This is a genomic window from Paraburkholderia strydomiana (assembly GCF_046030495.1).
Taxonomy (GTDB): Bacteria; Pseudomonadota; Gammaproteobacteria; order Burkholderiales; family Burkholderiaceae; genus Paraburkholderia; species Paraburkholderia strydomiana_A.
Window position 1 is genome coordinate 65,315 of sequence record NZ_JAQQCJ010000034.1, and the last position, 16,000, is coordinate 81,314.

A 16,000-nucleotide genomic window follows, 5' to 3' on the forward strand; every position below is an offset into this window, starting at 1 on the left:
AATAGGCAGCTTGCAGGGGGCTCACGCGAGGCGCGCGAAGCGAGCGATCCACATGCGAAGCGCCGTGCCGTTCGCGGCCGGCGCTCAGCCTTGCGCCGGCCGGACAATGCGCCGCAGTTCGTCGATCACGTGCGGTGACGCGTCCGGCGGCGCGAGCGACAGCGCCCGCCGCGCATGGGTATCGGCGACGCGGTGGTCGTGCGCGGCGTCGTAAAGCCGAGCCAGGTGGTGCAACACGTCGAAGCTGTCGTAGCCGCCGTCGAGCGCGGCGATGAGATACGGCAGCGCAGCGGGAGCGTTGCGGCTATCGCTTGCGGAGCGGCCGTTGCTGTTGCCGTCGAGCAGCATCCGCGCGTGCAGATAGCTCCATTCAGGCAGCGCCGGCAGGTCGTTCGCGAGCGATTCGAGCACGCCGCGCGCGCTGCTCATATCGCAGCCGGCATCCATCATCTCGCGCAGCATTCGCGCTACGGCGCCGTGTTGATTGCGCATGCGGTAGACCGCGCCGATCAGTTCTCCGAACTCGGCGTTCACCGCGCGCAGCCGCTCGGCCATCGCGTCGATGCGCTCGCCGCATACCCCCTCGCCGCTCCATTCCGCAATGTCGTAGAGTTCAGCGCCGAATGGGCTTAGATCGAGCCAGTCTGAAACGCCCGTCGCGGCGTCGACGATATGCAGGCCGCAGCCGCCGCCCGCGTGCCCCGCATGCGCACTCCGCTCGTCCTGTCGAGGCTCGGCAGCCGAAGGCGGCGATCGCGTCGCGACATGCGCCGCCTCGCTCACACCGCGGCTTTTGCTATGCGTGCGCGGCATGCTCGTGCCGACGAACAGGTTGCCGCCGGCCGCCAGCGCGCCGCGCACGTAGCCGTCGAGCGGACGATCCGCGCCGCGCGGCGCTCCCGCCACATGAACGAGACTACCGTCGCGCGAACTCAGGCACAGGAGCGTCGCGCGATCGACGAATAGCGAATGCGGGTGACGCAAGCCGCGCCGCACCACCTCGCCACCCGCGCTGAGATCGAGAATCTGGCCATCGCGCGCCTCGCGCCAGGACGCACCCGGCTTGCAGCCGAACAGCGACAGGTACACGCGGCCGTTGAACGTCTGCAGCGAGTTCATATGCAGCGTATCCGCGCCGGGTTCCCGTTCAAAAAACACCCGCACGCGCGGCGCGGCGTCATGCTGCCAGTCGACTGCGAAGACCTGATTCGAGCCGCTGCTGACGATCAGCAGTTCGCCATGCCACGGCACCAGCGAATGCGCGTCGAATACCTCGGCGAGCCGCGCGGCGCGGCGCACGCGGCCGGTCCGGTCGATTTCCGCGAGCAGCGTGCCCACCGTCCCCGGCACCCGGATCTGTAACGCCGCGTAGTAATGCTCGCCTAAGCGGCACAGGCCCGTTGCACCGACGACCGGCCCAGCCACGTCGCGCAGGTCGACCCATTGGAAAACGTTCGTCCGCGTGTCGAAACGCGCCAGCACGTAACCGGACGGTTTGGCATAACAGAAGCTCAACAGCAGTTGTGTCATGAGAGGTTTCACAAAAGCAGATGGGCACCCGCGCAGGGCGGGCGTCAGGCAACCTGGCGAACCGGCCGTACGATCATCGGCAGCAGTCGCGCAAGTAGCTGTTCGGTACAGAACGTGCGGTCGCGCCCGCCGGTGTCGATCACGATGGAAGGCGACGCAGGCGGCTCATACGGCGCATCGACGCCCGTGAAGCCGCGCAATTCGCCGGCTCGCGCGCGCCGGTACAACTCTTTTGGATCGCGCGCCTCGCATATGGCAACCGGGGTGTTCACATAAACCTCGACGAAACGCGACGCGCCGACGATCGAGCGCGCGAGCGATCGTTCGCGCCGGTACGGCGAGATGAACGACGCGATCACGATCAGCCCTTGTTCGTTGAGAAGCCGCGCCGACTCCGCGGCACGGCGGATGTTTTCGTCGCGCTCATCCGGCGTGAAGCCGAGATCGCTGCAAAGACCCTTGCGCAGCGCATCGCCGTCGAGCATGCAGCAAAGCTTGCCGAGTCCGCGCAACCGTTCGCGTACGCCGCGCGCGAGTGTCGATTTGCCCGCGCCGCTCAGGCCGGTCAGCCAGACCGTGACCGGCCGCTGGCCGAGCGTCGCGCAGTAGCGAGAGGTTGCGAGCGCGTCGTCGCGCAGCGCGGCTTCGTCGACCGGACTCATCGCAGGTCTCCCGCCGGTGTGTCCGCGACCGGCGCAATCAGGCCCCAGCGTGCGAGCGTCGTCCTGATCATGTGAGCGTAGGCGTCGCGAAGCCGCGGGCTCTGCGAGTGATAGGCGCCCACCGCGTTCCACGTATTGCCGTACGCGACCATCTTTTTCTTCAGGTGCCACGCCGCGACATACACGTTCACGCATTCGTCGAGCAGGTCCTTTTCATGGATGCCATAAGGCGCCAGTTCACGAAGATGCACCGAGTTGATCTGCAATTCGCCGATGTCCGTGGTGCCGTTTCTGTTCTTGTGCAAGGCGTGCGGATCGCCATGCGATTCGACCGCGGCGATCGCGCGCAAGATCAGCGGATTCACGCCGTGGTACGACGCCGCGGTGTCGAAACAGTCGGCGAACGCGGGCGCGCTCATGCACGACAGCACCAGCAAGGACACGGCGAACGCGCATCTAAGGCGACCCGAGCGACGAGCCGGGGCCGGACAGAACGACGGCCGTCCCGCTGGATGTGCGTGATAACGATGATTCATCGTGGGCCTCCGTTGGAAGGATGGATACCGGCGAAGCCCATCGCCTCGCGCGGCATGACTCGGCGGGCCACCGTTGCCGCGCCCCGCGTGCATCGCAAGTTAGTGGGCCGCGCACGGCGCGTCCAGCGGCGGCCACCGCCTTGCGACTGCATGCTTCGGATTCGCGCGTATCGCTTCGGCGGTCGTGCGTCAGCACGATCGGCGGGCGCAGCGGGCTTCGCATTCCTTCCGCCTGCTTCGCCTGTCGCCTGGCGCCGAACGGCAGGGGCGCGCTATAAACGCCCTCGTGTAAGTGGCCCTTTCCGATGTAATCGAACCGGCGGGTGCCACACTCTTTCGGAGAGCCAGGAAATGTTTGACGAGACACACGGCGTTTCAGAACAGCGCCATCCAGGCTATGTGGATGGCGACCGGCAGGCGGAGCACGAGACCGGGCAAAACTCGGCCGGCGCCGTATCGCCGAAATCGACGAGACGGGCGAGCCACGCATCGCTAGATGCGTTGTCAGAGTCCGCCAAGGTGCAGCGGGCTCAGGATACCGAGCATGATGTCTCACCCGTCATATCCGCGAGCGGCACGACACCGGCGCGCTGGCGCTCAAGAATGCGCTCGCAGTCGGACGCGTCCACCATCTCTCTGCTCGACCTTGCATCGAACCATGGCATGCCACCGGCGACGTCCCCTTCACTCCGCACGGTCCCGTCGCATATGCAGCCGATGCGGCGTCCCCCGCCATCCATCGCCGGCACGGACAGCGACACGGACGGGCCGCCGAGTCCGTCGCTGTCGCCGACCTCGACCTTCATGGAGCGCCACGAGTATGGCGTCGGGCAGCCGCGTCTCGCGAAGCCGTCCACGCAAACGGGCGAAAGCACATCCCAGGTGGAGCCGCTGGAGAAACCGGCGGCTAAGCAAGCGGAAAAACTCGTTGAGAAACCGGCGGAAAGCGCAGGCGGGAAATCCGGCGGCGAATTCCCTGCGGACATCAAGCGTCCGGACGGGCCGCCGCCGCCGTATGTCGCGAATCCCTATCAGATGCCGCCGCCCGGGCGCGCCGAACGATGGATGCAGACCTTCGGGCAGCTCAATCAGATGGGCGGCATGGCCGCGCAGATCGTTCTAAGCGTGCTGCAGACGGTCATGCAGACGCTTCTCACCGCGGCGAACTATGCGGTCGAGAACTCGAGAAAGCGCTAATCGCGCGTCGCATGACGACCAGATGATCACGACGAGGACTTTATGCTGCTGACCCAACCCCGCACGCTTGCCAGCAAGACACTTCTGGAACTGCTCACCGATCCGGCAGACGACCGCGACGCGCTCTATAGCGGACTTTCTGCAGCCGCTCCGGTCTATCGCGACCCGAGCGGCGCATGGATGGTCAGCACGTACCGCCTGTCGCGTGCGATCCTGAATCATCCAGCGCTCTCGTCTCGCTCCCCGCTCGTCGCAACCGGAGTGCTTGACGACGAGGCGGGCATTCTGGAGATGATGCTGTTTCAGGACGACGCCGATCACCACCGGCTGCGCCACGCCTTTGCGCCACTGTTTTCGAAGACGCGGCTCTCGTCCCTGCGCGATGGGCTGCGCGCGGACCTGGATGCGCTGCTCGCAAGCTTGCCCGATCCGCATCGTTTCGACCTGATGGCGTACATCGCCCAGCGGCTGCCTTCAATGACGATCTGCCGTCTGATCGGCCTCGACGTTGCCCATGCGCCCGAACTCGTCGCGGGCTCGATGTCCGCGATCCGCCTGATCAGCGCCGCCCCGCTGCGGCCGGACGAGCGCCGCGAAGCTATCAGGCGGACCGTGGCTTTCATGCGCGACCTCGAAAGCCACATGCCGGCCGTGCGCGAACTGCTGCGGACCGCTCCAGCCACGCCGGCGGAACGCCCGCCGCAAGATCGCGAACTGACACCGCATCAGCTGCTGGTCAACGTGCTGCTCATGTTCATCGCCGGCTACGGCACGACGATGCTGTCGATCGGCAACACCCTCAGGCACGCGCTCGCGTGCCCCGGCCTATGGCAATGGCTGGCCGGCGAACCCACGCTGGTGCCGGCGGCCATTCGAGAACTCATGCGCCTCGAACCCGCGGTGCATTTGCTGTTCCGTTACGCGCGGCATGCGGTCGAGTTCGACGGGCTAACGCTCGCCCCCGGCGACGCCGTGGCGATCGTCGCGGCCGCGGCCAATCGCGATCCCGCCGAATTCGATATGCCTTCGCAAGTTCGTCCGGAACGCGCGCATAACGGCCTCGTGTTCGGCGCGGGTATGCATGGCTGCATCGGCGTGCCGCTCGCACGCATGCAACTCGAAGTGGTGTTCGATACGCTGCTCGCCCGCATGCCACGGCTCACGCTCGAATCGGCGCGCAATCCGCGCTTGCAGGAAGGCAGTTTCCGCGGCTACAGGACGCTGTGGCTGCGCGACCAGGCGGCGCGTGCCGGAAAGTAACAGAACGTCACAGTTTGCCGACCGCGACGGGACGAGATGCAACGATACGTTCACCAGCAAGACATTTCGTATCCACCCATTTCACGCGGAGCGCACCATGTCCTCAACGATCTACTTTGCCGTCGCCTCGACCCTCGCATCGGCGGAACCGGCCTCGACGTTCTTCACCAAGATGCTGGCCGGCCAGTTCCGCGATGCGCTGGTGGTCGCGGCTGCGCGCGCCGATCGCGCGCAGCCTGGGGCCGCGCCGGACTATGCGAGCCTGCAGGCATACGCGGACGTCCAACTCGTGCTGGGCCGTCATGAAGATGCCGAGGACACTTACCGGCGCGCTCAGAAGTGCATGCGCGGCGAGCACCAGACGATGCGCGCGGCGCTGTCGCGCAACGCGGGCTGGCAAGCGTTGTTCCAGAGCCATCTGGGCACCGCGCTCAAATGCTTCAAGCGAGTAGTAGAAGACGACGACGCGAGCGACGGCCTGCGGCTCGAGAGCCTGGTCGGATCGATCCTCGTGCTGTTTCAACTGGGCCGGCTCGACGGCGTGCGCGCCCTGCTCGTCACACTACGCGAGCGGGCGGCTAACGCGCAGGACTCCCGCTGGCTGCGGCTTGCGCACGTGCTGAGTCGAGACGTGATCGCGCAGTACAAACTGCGTTCGTGTGCACAACTCGCCGACCACATCTACTGGCATTCCGCGACGCTCGAGGCACGCTCGACCGATCTCGACGACGCGTTGACCACCGTGCCCGCCGACCATATCCCGTCGATCGCGGTGCTAACGCGCCATGCCGACTATATGAATCATCTGCAGGCCTTGTCGCGCGGCAGCCAGGCCGCGCTCGCGCAGATCGAGTTGCATTTGCGCTGGAGCCAGGGCGCCGGCCTCGACGACTATCAACGCGAATTGCGTCTGGACGTCACGCTCGCGTCGCTTGCCGGCAAGCTGCCGCACATCGCCGAAACGATGCTGCATGTGTTCGGCGACCGGCCGGCGCACGGCAGCCAGCACTCGCACTGGTACAACGAATTTCTCTATTGCCAGGCGAAAGTGCGCCAGCAACAGGGACGTCTGCACGACTACGCGCAGATTTACGCGCGCTACGCATTGCAGTCGCTGCGCCACGTACGGGCGGACAGCATTTCCGTGCCGGCCGCGCCCGCCGAACGCGTGCAGCCCGCCGCCGACGACATCAGCGCGCGTCTGCCGGGAAAATATCGCCGCGCCTACCGCTATCTCGTCGAGCACCTGGACCGCGCCGATCTGTCGGTTCGCGAGGTCGCGAGCCATATCGGCGTCACGGAGCGCGCGCTGCAAGCCGCCTTCAAGGCGAACCTGGGTTACACACCGAGCCAGTTGATCCGCAACCGTCGAATGGAGCACATCCGCGAGGAGCTGCTATCGGACGAGACGCATGCGGCGAGCGTGTTGCGCGTCGCCAACCGCTGGGGCGTCCAGCATCGCTCGACCTTGCTCAACGGCTACCGGCAGCGGTTCAAGGAAGCGCCGTCGGAAACGCTTGAACGGTGAATAGCTCGGCGGCGGGATGGCGGCATAGCACCGTTGCGGCTCCCACCAGCAACCGATGATGCGGCGGGCGTTGCCGCGAACGAGCAGCACGGCTCTTGCGCTTTCTGCGGAAAAGACCGCTTCGAATGGTCGACACATTCATACGGATAGCGAACCATGTCAGGATTCATCGCACCGCGCATAGTCGAAGCGGGCTCGATCCGGCTACGGCCTTTCGCCCCCGCCGACGCGCAAGCGCTGTTCAGCGTGCTGCTCGGCGATCCCGAGGTGACTGCATGGCTACCGATGCCCACGCATGCCGACATCGACGAAACGCGCGCGTTCATCCGTCGCTGCGAAGCCGGCTGGCAATCCCATACGCGCTACACGTGGGCGCTCGAGGATGCCGCGAGCGGCACGCTGCTCGCCGCGATCGAGTTGCGCCCCGAGCCGCCGCGCGCGGAAATCGGTGTGGTGATCAGCAGGCTGAGCGGCCATCGGCGACGGCGCGCCAGCCTTGCCGCCTTGCTCAAACTGATCGGCTGGCTGCTCTCGCAGCCGCAGTTGTGCCGGATTCACGCGTACTGCGCGCCCGAAGGGCCGGCGGCAAGCACCATGCCGCGCCTCGGCTTCAGGCTCGAAGGGCGCCTGACGAACTGGGAGGGACGCCCGAACCAGGGGCGAATAGCAGCAGACGCACTGCTGTTCTCCATTACCCGGAACCCCGCCGATGCCAACGCGCCGGTCATGCACAGGCTCGCCCTGGCGGACTGCGCTGACGATAAGGAGCGCGGCTTCGCGTGAAGCGACAACGCCTCGCATCGCGAATCCGGCGCCGCGTCGCCCCGGTTATCGTCGATCCGTTGATGACGCTTTTCCACCGCACACTAGACTGGATCGCTTAAACGCACGCCATGGGCCTTCTCGACAACCTCGACGCGATGATGGACTGGCTGGACCGACGCACATACGGCGCCGAGCGCGGCAGTGCCGATTCGTACCAGCAGCGTGACGGGCACGTCTATGGCGCACCGCGATACGGATCCACCTTCCTGCCGCCGGGAAGCCTGAGCCAGCCGCTCGCCGGTCTGATGCCGTTCGGCAGCATGGCGAACGCGCAGGCGTATTCGTTGCCGATATTCGGCGAGGCCGGCCGCTACAACTTGACCGAAGGCCCTGTGCGTTCCATGCTGCCAGACTCCTACTGCAGCGGCGGACTGGCGCCCGCTTATCCGAGATGGAACGTGGCGCCGCCTGCGCCGATGGCTGCCGACGAAAACGAGTCGCGCGAGGCACACGCGCCACGACTGCACCATGACATAGGGGGCCATCATCGCGGCTGGCTCGCGCCCGGCGTAGACCACTCCCATCTCGGGCCGCGCCCGGATGCATCGTTCGTCTCATACCGGCTACGGCCCGTCACCGCGGACGAGGAAGCCGCGCAGTTGAACGAGGCGCTGCGGCGCTGCGTCATGCAGGCCGTTCCGGCGACTGCGACGGCCATGCCGCTCGCACGGCCGGCACAGGCAGCGCTTCCGCACGCGCCGTCATATCACGACTTCGAACGCGAGCGAGTCGATACCTTGTTCGCGTGCATGGACAGTCTCAACCTGGCTCATCTCCCGGATGAGCCATACGAAGCCACGCGCGACTGGTCACTCGAAAGCAGCGAGTTCGCGCATCTCTACGCTTCCGCGGAGGGCCGGCGCATCTATGAGGAAAGCGCCGCCGCGACACGCGCCGCCGGCGTACACCTGCGCGAAGCCATGCAGGCGGCCGGCATGACACCCGTTCCCAACGACGGCAAGGCGCACGACTCGACCAACAACTGCCTGCTGATCTCCCTTTTGCAGCATGCCACGCACGATTACGGCTCGGATCATGCGCAACTGGTCAGTCAGTACCGCGAAATCATGACGGAAGTACGAGATGCGCCGCTGGCCCGCAACGCGCCGATCTCTGCACTCTCGCTGGCGGCCAAGCGGCTGGTTGAGTTGATCAATGCCGATCCGGGCATGTCGCCGAAGCTGCGCGTCGCGTTCGTCAGCGAATTCGATGGCAGGATGCGCGTCGATGAGATCGGCGCGAAAGAGCCGGATGCGCGCACCGTGGTCGTCTGGGACCAGGGTGGACATTTCGAGGCGGTCGTGCCGGCGGAGATCGCGAAGCTCGCGTTCGCGGGCCACAGCGTTGCTTCGCATCAGCCGGTCAGCTGATAGGAGTATTCGTCAGAATGCCTTCAATGACGGATGCGAAGCTACCAGGCCCTTTGTGCAAACAGGACAGTTCCATGAAATATCAACTCAGCCAGAGCTTCTATTTCGACGCGGCGCACACCCTCGAACGGGAGATTCATACGGAGATCAGCCGGCGCATTCATGGACATACTTACCGGGCGTCGGTCACGGTGTCCGGCGCCCCGAACCCGGTCACGAAAATGATCGTGGATCTGGGCACGCTTCAGCAGAAGATCGAGGACGTGCGCGGCCTGCTCGATCACCGGCTGCTCGACGACGTGCCCGACCTCGGCTCGTCCACGCTTGAGAATCTGTGCAGTTTTATTCTGACGAAGCTCAGCGACTCGCTGGAAAACGTGATCCAGGTGTCGGTCGAACGTCCCCACAGCGGAGACAGATGCACGCTTAGTGTCGAGTAGCAGCGAACGCCAACGAAGGCGGAAAGTACGCGCCGGGCCGCAGTCACCCAGCGAAACGCGGCTCCGGCAAACCGCGCACACCCAGCCCCGTCACCGCGAACAATCCGCCCTTGTCGCGCTCTTTCTGCGGAATGCCCCACATCGGGCGGCCCATCGTCGTTACGTAGAGCGTGTCGAGATGCGGGCGCCGAACACAAGCGCGGACCAGACGTAGCCTTCTTCATCGACGGTTGCTCCGTCGAAGGTGCCCGCCATGTCGCGCGCCGAAGCGAACAGTCGGCGGTTGCCGGCAGCGCCGGTTTCGATGTCGTAGTCGTACACGTACATCTCCCTGCTATACGTGTCCGTGAAGTACAGCGTGCGATTGTCGAGGCTCCAGCACGGTCCGTTCGAACAGCTGATGCCCGAGTCCAGTCGTGTCAGCGTGCCGTCGATATCCAGCAGGTACAAACCGCCGCTGCGCGTGGAGCGCTGGCCGCGATCCGCATCGTAGCGGTCGAAATCGTAGGACATCGTGCCCGCGACGAAGCGGCCGCGCCGGTCCACCTTGCCGTCGTTGAAGCGGGTCTCGGGGTCGTCGCTTTCCGGGTCGGCGATGAACTGCACGGTCTGCGCATCAAAGTCGTAGAGATGCAGGCCGTTGGCAAGCGCCACCACCGCGCCGCCCTGCTCCCGCAGCGCCATCGAACCGATATGACGCGGCACGAAAAAGCGCTTTACCTCGCTGCCGTCCGCGCGGCAGCTGTAAATTTCCGCAGCGGTGCTGTCGATCCAGTACAGCCGTTCCTCCTTGACATCCCACAGCGGGCCTTCACCAAGATGATTGTTCGCATCCACGAGCAAGCGTACTTCAGGCATCGTCGTCTCCTTGTTGGCACGTTGTTGGCGCTTCGGTTCACTCCTTGTCCTTCAGCGCGCGCCGATGAGCGAGCAGCGCCATCAGACGCCGATCCCGCCAGCGGCTGCGCTCCTCGATGCGCTCGCGCGGCAGCGCGGCACGCCGTTCCGCATCGAGCCTTTCCAGCGTGGCAGCGGCCCAGTCAAAAGGCAGGCGCGTTTCGGCGATGCTGCGGTACGTGCCGCCGTAGCGCTGCGCATAGTCGGCCACGCCGCCGGGTGCGTTCAGATCGATCGTCTCGAACGGACCCATGAAGGACCAGCGCATCGCGAGACCGTCACGCATCACCGTGTCCAGATCGGCGGCGCTCGCGTAGCCCTGTTCATAGAGGCTCAGCGCCTCGTCGAGTACCGCGCCTTGCAGGCGGTTAAGCAGAAAACCCGAGATTTCGCGATTCACGGTAACCGGCTTCTGGCCAGCCTGCTCATAGAAAACGCGAGCACGTTCCAGCGTGTCCTGCGACGTCCAGGGCGCCCCGCACAACTCGACGAGCGGCACGAGCGACGGCGGGTTCACCGGATGCGCGACCAGACAGCGCGCGCGGCCTTCCAACGCTTCGGTGAACGTGGATGCCGGCAGACCCAAGGTCGAACTGGCAAGCAGCGCCTCGGGCCTTGTCAGACGGTCTAGCTGCGCAAACAGCGTGCGCTTCACGTCGACGATCTCGGCAATGTTCTCCTGCACGAGATCCGCCTCTGCGACCGCTTCGGCAAGGGTCTCGCATGCGGTAATACGCGCAACGATCGCCTCCACCGGCTCGTCGATCAGATTGAACGACGCCAGGTCCTCCACGCTTTCGCGAATGGCCGGGATGGCGTCTCTCAGCATCTGTTGCGAGGCGTCGTGTATCTTCACTTCGAGGCCGCTGCGCGCGAACACGATCGCCCACGCGCGCCCGATGCGCCCCGACCCGATTACCGCTGTCGTCTTCGTCTGCATTAATGTGTCCCAATGTTATGCGCGCCGGTCGCGCAGCGTGATGACAGCCGCCAGCACGACGAGCCCATTGATGATGTCGCGCACGGCCGGCGGCACGGTCGTGCCCGCGAGCAGCGTGCCGAGAGCGGTCAGCAGCAGCGCGCCGCCGAACACGCCGAGATAATGCCCGCGCCCGCCGGTGATCAGCGCGCCGCCGACGACGACCACCGCGATGGACGGCAGCAGATACGGATCGCCCATGCCGAGGAACGCCTGCGAGCTGAAGCCGGCGAGCAGCAAACCGACGAGCGCCGAGCACAATCCCGAGAGGCAGTAGACGGCAATCAGCGTTGTGCCGACACGCACGCCGGAGAGCTTCGCCGCGACCTGGGAATTGCCGACCGCGTACACGCGCCGCCCGAACGGCGTGCGATGCAGCAGCAACAGCGCAAGCGCGAGAAACACCGGCACGCTCCATGCGGCGAACGACAAGGGCCCGAGTCTGCCGTTGGTGAATTCGCTGATCGCGGACGGCGACCAGCCTTGCGGCGAGCCGTTGCAGTAGATCAGCGTGAGACCTTGCAGCAGGCCGTTGGCGGCAAGCGTCACGACGATCGGCGGAAGGCCGAGCATTACGACGCCCACGCCCTTGAATGCGCCGACGATCAAGCCGACGCCGAGCACGGCCGAGACCGCCCACGCCGCCGCCCCGTTCGCCCCGTGCGTGAGGCCGGTGAGAAGAACGCCGGCCAGCGTGATGAGCCAGGGCATCGAAAGGTCCAGTCCGCCGGTCAGAATCACCGCGCCCTGTCCGAGGCCGAGAATCGCGAGGAACAATGTCAGCGTCAGCAGGCTGCTATAGAAGTTCGCGCTGGTCAGCACCGCTGGGCCATACACGAAGCCGGTGATCACCACCACTGCGAAAAACAGCAGGTACGCCGGCACGACATACTTCACCCACTCGCGGTTGCGCTCGATCCAGTCCGCAATCGCGCGGCCCTTCAGCTCCGTGTTGGCGATCGGCTGGAAACCGCTCACTTCGAAGGACACGCGCCGCGCGCGAGCATCGTTCTTCACTCGCGTGCCGGTTCGCAGCGCCTTCAGCCATTGCGCCGCGTGACGCGCGCATTCATGCGCGGCCGACTGTTTGCCGATCGACGAACCGAGTACCGCGAGAATCAGGATCACCGCTTCCGCGATGGTCGTGAAGAACGCCGACACGTTCAGCACGAGCAGGATATTCACGGTGACCATCAGCGTCATGGCGGCGAACACGGTGCCGACGCAGCCGCCGCGCCCGCCGCCGAGCAGCGTTCCGCCGAGCACCACGGCGGTAAACATCGACAGCAGCGGCGGACGGCCGACCAGGGGATCGGCAGAGCCCGTCTGCGCCGACACATACAGACCCGCCGCCGCGTAGAACATGCCTGCGAGCGCGTAGGTCATGATGCGATAGCGCGTGACGGGCATGCCGTTGGCGTACGCGCTGTCCGCATCGCTGCCGAGCGCGTACAGACCGACGCTGAACCGCGTGCGCCGGATAAACGCCCATATAAGCAGCGCGGCGATCAGCACTCCGGCCGACATGGGCAGTTTCTCGGCAATCAGATCGGACGTGAGGAACGCGCCGAACTCGTCGCCGACGCTGCCGCCGGGCTTGTTCTGGATCAGCAGCGTCATACCCTGAACCATGAACATGGTCGCGAGCGTGACCACGATCGATTGCAGGCGGAACCACGCGATCAGCGCGCCATTGATCAAACCAATGCCGCCGCCTGTCGCGAGAATCAGCGCCGCGCCAATCCATTGCTGGAGTGGCGTGCCATGCACGAAGCGCACCGCGAGCACGTTGGCGAGCGACACGACTGCCGACGCGGACAGATCGAAGCCGCCCGACAGCACGACGATGGTCTGTCCGAGCACGGCGAGCGCGAGCGTCGTCGCGCTGGAAGTGACGGAGCCAATGTCGTAGGCGCCCACCGGCGTGGTCGACAGCGCGCCCCACGCAACGAGCATCGCGACGAGCGCGCCGAGCGCGATGATCAGTCCGCGATGATGATCGACTCGCGCGGCCCAACCTGCGCCCGCGCCTCTACGCACGATCCCGCTGTCGGGGGACGCAATAGCTATTTTCATGGCCAACCTCTCAGCTGGAAAGCATGTTGCGCATCACGGCTTCTTCCGTGAGCGCATCGCCGGACAATTCTCCGACGTTGCGGCCGCGATACATCACCGACACGCGGTCGCACACATTGACGAGTTCGGGAACATCGGTCGAATAAAACAGCACGGCGCCGACTGCCGCGGCGAACGCGCGCATCAGCACGAAAATCTGATGTTTGGTACCCACGTCGATGCCGCGGGTCGGATCGAACATCAGCCAGACGCGGCTTTGCGTGAGCATCCACTTGGCCATTGCGATCTTTTGCCGGTTGCCGCCCGAAAACGACAGGCACGGCTTGTAGAGTGCGCGAGGATTCACTTCCATCTGCGCGAGCGACCAGGCGATCGCGGCCTGCTCGCGCTTGCGGTCGATCAGCCCAAAGCGCGCATAACGTCCGATCACCGGCAGCGACACGTTTTCTGCCCCGGGCTGACGCAGAAACAGACCTTCGGTCTTGCGGTCTTCAGGCAGAAAACTGGTCGACACACCGGACTTCAGCGAATCGGCGGTCGAGGTCAGCGTGACCGGCTTGCCGTCGACGCGGATTTCGCCGTCGTCGATATAGGTCGCGCCGAACAGCGCCTCGAACAGTTCGCGCTGGCCCATATCCTGCAACGCCGCGATGCCGTGCACTTCGCCGGCGACCAGCGTCAGGTCGAAGTCGCTCACCACGCCGTCCACGCGGATGCGGCGCGCCTGCATTGCGGGCGGCCGGATTTGGCCCTGCGCCAGCGCTGGCGGCGCGACCTTTGGCGGATATTTAGCTTCCATGGAGCGGCCGATGACGAGGCGGATCACCTCGTCGTCCGAGATGTCGGGCGTGTCGAACGAGCCGACATCGCGGCCATTGCGATACACAGTGAGGCTGTCGCAGAACTCGCGCACTTCCTGCATGCGGTGCGAGATGAACACGAACGTGACGCCGTTTGCCTTTAACGCGTCGATCCGGCGCGAGAGCCACGCCACGTCCGCGCCCGACAGCGACGAAGTCGGCTCGTCGAGCAGCAGTACTTGCGGGCCGCGCAAGATCGCCTTCGCAATCTCGATCTTTTGCCTGACCGGCAAGGACAGGTCGCGAACATACGCGCCGGGGCGCACGTCCGGGAGATCGAGCTCTTCGAGCCATTGCGCCGGGATGCGCTGTGCCTCGCGCATTCTGATGCGCCCGAAAAGCCCGGTCGGCTCGTACGACAGGAGCAGGTTCTGCGCGACCGTGAGATCGCGCACCAGCGTCATCTCCTGAAACGCCGTCTGCACGCCGGCGCGATGGGCGTCCTGCGGGCCGCGCATCGTCAGGTCGCGGCCCATCACGCGGATGGTGCCCGCGTCCGGCTGCATCAAACCGGACAGCAGCTTGACGGTGGTGGACTTGCCCGCGCCGTTCTCGCCGAGCAACGCGTGCACGGCACCGCGCTTGACGCGAAACGACGCGCCGTCGAGCCCGACGGTCGCGCCGAAGCGCTTGGTCACGTTCGACAGGTCGATGGCGAGAGATGCGTCGTTCATGACAACGTCCTCAGTCCTGGTTGCCCGTGAGCGCCGCATTGAAGCCGACCTCTCTGGTTTCCTCGGAATAGATGTCCGCGAACCAGCCCGGCGGCACCTTGTCCAGCATGAAGTCCGTGCACCCCGCCTTCAGTTCGTCGATGCTGCCGGTCTTGCACAGCTTGAACTGCGGCGTTTCGACGAGCGGCAGCTTGAGCGTGATGCGTTGCGGGAAGTCCTTGCCGTCCAGCTTCTGCACGGCCATCTTGAGCGCCATGGCGCCGGAATAGGGCGGTGCGCCGTAGGAAATCGAACGGTAGCCGATCGAGCGATAGGCGCCCTGGCCTTTCACCTCGCCAGGCGGCAGCTTCTGCACGCGGTGACCGTTCGACGATTCACCCGCGCAGGGCTTGATCTTGTCGTCGGCGACGCCGTGCGACTCGCGCAGCGCGAGCAGCAATTCCATGATATGCGCCTGCACCGAGACGTCGAGACCGGAGACGATTTCATCGGCGACGAGCAGCCGCGGCACGTCGCACAGCGCGCGTGCAATGTTCACACGCTGCCGCTGCCCGCCCGACAACTGCGACGGGAAGCGCTGCGTTCCCAGGTTCGCCCGATCATCTCGCGTATCGTTAAGGCATCCAAAACATTCGTACCGGCTTTCGCATGACCCGTACTCTAACGGGTCATCAGCGGCAGCCTGCAAGCTGAACCATTGCAACCAATTGTCCAATCATCGTTGACTTCTGGAGTCGAAAATGAAAACCATCAACAACATTCGCCGTTTTGCCGCAGCCTTGACCATTGGCGCCAGCGCATTCGCCACGCAGTTCGCCGAAGCCGCACCTGTCAAGAACATCGTCCTGGTTCACGGCTATTTCGCCGACGGCTCGGGCTGGCAAGCCGTGTCAAAGATCCTCACGCGGGACGGCTATAAAGTCACGGTGGTTCAGGAGCCGGAGACGTCGTTCAAGGAAGACGTCGCCGCGACTACGCGTATCGTCGATGCGCAGAACGGCCCGACAATCCTCGTCGGCCATAGTTACGGCGGAGCGGTGATTACCGAGGCGGGCAACAATGCGCGCGTGACGGGCCTCGTCTACATCGCCGCGTTCGAACCGGACGTTGGAGAAAACCTCAAGGACCTGACGACGAAAATGCCGGCCGCGACAAAAGCCATCAAA

14 protein-coding genes and 1 pseudogene are annotated in these 16,000 nt (G+C 65.2%); 7 read left to right on the forward strand and 8 right to left on the reverse strand.

All coding sequences use genetic code 11. From position 1 onward, the window contains the following. Nucleotides 1–84: 84 nt before the first annotated feature. Genes PQQ53_RS31580 through PQQ53_RS31590 form a run of 3 tightly spaced genes read right to left on the reverse strand, consistent with a single transcriptional unit; the run spans nt 85 to nt 2,611 of the window. The gene (locus PQQ53_RS31580; RefSeq protein WP_408148620.1) at nt 85–1,530 is read right to left on the reverse strand and encodes a DUF4915 domain-containing protein; all 1,446 of its coding nucleotides are present in this window, start codon (nt 1,528–1,530) and stop codon (nt 85–87) included. Nucleotides 1,531–1,574: 44 nt separating this feature from the next. Continuing rightward, on the reverse strand, nt 1,575–2,192 hold the full coding sequence (cysC, locus tag PQQ53_RS31585; protein ID WP_408148618.1) for an adenylyl-sulfate kinase: 618 nt from the start codon (nt 2,190–2,192) through the stop codon (nt 1,575–1,577). Then, on the reverse strand, nt 2,189–2,611 hold the full coding sequence (locus tag PQQ53_RS31590; protein WP_408148726.1) for a lytic transglycosylase domain-containing protein: 423 nt from the start codon (nt 2,609–2,611) through the stop codon (nt 2,189–2,191). The genes cysC and PQQ53_RS31590 overlap by 4 nt, the downstream gene beginning before the upstream one ends. An 834-nt stretch (nt 2,612–3,445) precedes the next feature. On the opposite strand from PQQ53_RS31590, the gene PQQ53_RS31595 reads away from it, so the two are divergent. The 6 genes from PQQ53_RS31595 (at nt 3,446) to PQQ53_RS31620 (ending at nt 9,348) form a co-directional block, all read left to right on the forward strand. Then, nucleotides 3,446–3,925 carry a hypothetical protein gene (locus tag PQQ53_RS31595; protein WP_408328493.1) on the forward strand — a complete coding sequence of 160 codons (480 nt, stop codon included), beginning with the start codon at nt 3,446–3,448 and terminating at the stop codon, nt 3,923–3,925. A gap of 42 nt (nt 3,926–3,967) precedes the next feature. Next, nucleotides 3,968–5,185 carry a cytochrome P450 gene (locus PQQ53_RS31600; RefSeq protein WP_408328496.1) on the forward strand — a complete coding sequence of 406 codons (1,218 nt, stop codon included), beginning with the start codon at nt 3,968–3,970 and terminating at the stop codon, nt 5,183–5,185. Between the two features lie 97 nt (nt 5,186–5,282). Beyond that, nucleotides 5,283–6,713, forward strand: coding sequence for a helix-turn-helix transcriptional regulator (locus PQQ53_RS31605; RefSeq protein WP_408148612.1), 1,431 nt, complete (start codon nt 5,283–5,285; stop codon nt 6,711–6,713). A 156-nt stretch (nt 6,714–6,869) separates the two neighbouring features. Beyond that, nucleotides 6,870–7,496: a GNAT family N-acetyltransferase gene (locus PQQ53_RS31610; protein ID WP_408148610.1), complete on the forward strand. Its 627-nt coding sequence runs from the start codon at nt 6,870–6,872 to the stop codon at nt 7,494–7,496. A 110-nt stretch (nt 7,497–7,606) separates the two neighbouring features. After that, nucleotides 7,607–8,908: a hypothetical protein gene (locus PQQ53_RS31615; protein ID WP_408148608.1), complete on the forward strand. Its 1,302-nt coding sequence runs from the start codon at nt 7,607–7,609 to the stop codon at nt 8,906–8,908. Between the two features lie 74 nt (nt 8,909–8,982). Beyond that, entirely contained in the window at nt 8,983–9,348 is a 366-nt protein-coding gene (locus PQQ53_RS31620; protein ID WP_408148606.1) for a 6-pyruvoyl trahydropterin synthase family protein, read from the forward strand. A 43-nt stretch (nt 9,349–9,391) separates the two neighbouring features. Here PQQ53_RS31620 and PQQ53_RS31625 read toward each other — a convergent pair. From PQQ53_RS31625 to PQQ53_RS31645, 5 genes and pseudogenes are all read right to left on the reverse strand, one after another. Beyond that, a pseudogene (locus PQQ53_RS31625) lies at nt 9,392–10,206 on the reverse strand (SMP-30/gluconolactonase/LRE family protein). Between the two features lie 37 nt (nt 10,207–10,243). Further along, the gene (locus PQQ53_RS31630) at nt 10,244–11,185 is read right to left on the reverse strand and encodes a 3-hydroxyacyl-CoA dehydrogenase (RefSeq protein WP_408328499.1); all 942 of its coding nucleotides are present in this window, start codon (nt 11,183–11,185) and stop codon (nt 10,244–10,246) included. Between the two features lie 15 nt (nt 11,186–11,200). Continuing rightward, nucleotides 11,201–13,300: an ABC transporter permease gene (locus tag PQQ53_RS31635; protein WP_408328501.1), complete on the reverse strand. Its 2,100-nt coding sequence runs from the start codon at nt 13,298–13,300 to the stop codon at nt 11,201–11,203. Nucleotides 13,301–13,310: 10 nt separating this feature from the next. Beyond that, the gene (locus PQQ53_RS31640) at nt 13,311–14,834 is read right to left on the reverse strand and encodes a sugar ABC transporter ATP-binding protein (protein WP_408328504.1); all 1,524 of its coding nucleotides are present in this window, start codon (nt 14,832–14,834) and stop codon (nt 13,311–13,313) included. Between the two features lie 10 nt (nt 14,835–14,844). After that, the gene (locus tag PQQ53_RS31645; RefSeq protein WP_408328507.1) at nt 14,845–15,549 is read right to left on the reverse strand and encodes an ATP-binding cassette domain-containing protein; all 705 of its coding nucleotides are present in this window, start codon (nt 15,547–15,549) and stop codon (nt 14,845–14,847) included. A gap of 25 nt (nt 15,550–15,574) precedes the next feature. On the opposite strand from PQQ53_RS31645, the gene PQQ53_RS31650 reads away from it, so the two are divergent. Then, nucleotides 15,575–16,000: alpha/beta fold hydrolase (locus PQQ53_RS31650; protein ID WP_408328510.1), on the forward strand; the 426-nt coding region annotated here is incomplete at its 3' end.

Bases quoted from the DNA above. Each gene is read 5' to 3' on its own strand.
- PQQ53_RS31630 (WP_408328499.1), bottom strand. From the start codon at position 11,185: ATGCAGACGAAGACGACAGCGGTAATCGGGTCGGGGCGCATCGGGCGC.
- PQQ53_RS31580 (WP_408148620.1), bottom strand. From the start codon at position 1,530: ATGACACAACTGCTGTTGAGCTTCTGTTATGCCAAACCGTCCGGTTAC.
- PQQ53_RS31615 (WP_408148608.1), top strand. From the start codon at position 7,607: ATGGGCCTTCTCGACAACCTCGACGCGATGATGGACTGGCTGGACCGA.
- cysC (WP_408148618.1), bottom strand. From the start codon at position 2,192: ATGAGTCCGGTCGACGAAGCCGCGCTGCGCGACGACGCGCTCGCAACC.
- PQQ53_RS31605 (WP_408148612.1), top strand. From the start codon at position 5,283: ATGTCCTCAACGATCTACTTTGCCGTCGCCTCGACCCTCGCATCGGCG.
- PQQ53_RS31590 (WP_408148726.1), bottom strand. From the start codon at position 2,611: ATGAGCGCGCCCGCGTTCGCCGACTGTTTCGACACCGCGGCGTCGTAC.
- PQQ53_RS31620 (WP_408148606.1), top strand. From the start codon at position 8,983: ATGAAATATCAACTCAGCCAGAGCTTCTATTTCGACGCGGCGCACACC.
- PQQ53_RS31635 (WP_408328501.1), bottom strand. From the start codon at position 13,300: ATGAAAATAGCTATTGCGTCCCCCGACAGCGGGATCGTGCGTAGAGGC.
- PQQ53_RS31595 (WP_408328493.1), top strand. From the start codon at position 3,446: ATGCGGCGTCCCCCGCCATCCATCGCCGGCACGGACAGCGACACGGAC.
- PQQ53_RS31610 (WP_408148610.1), top strand. From the start codon at position 6,870: ATGTCAGGATTCATCGCACCGCGCATAGTCGAAGCGGGCTCGATCCGG.
- PQQ53_RS31640 (WP_408328504.1), bottom strand. From the start codon at position 14,834: ATGAACGACGCATCTCTCGCCATCGACCTGTCGAACGTGACCAAGCGC.
- PQQ53_RS31600 (WP_408328496.1), top strand. From the start codon at position 3,968: ATGCTGCTGACCCAACCCCGCACGCTTGCCAGCAAGACACTTCTGGAA.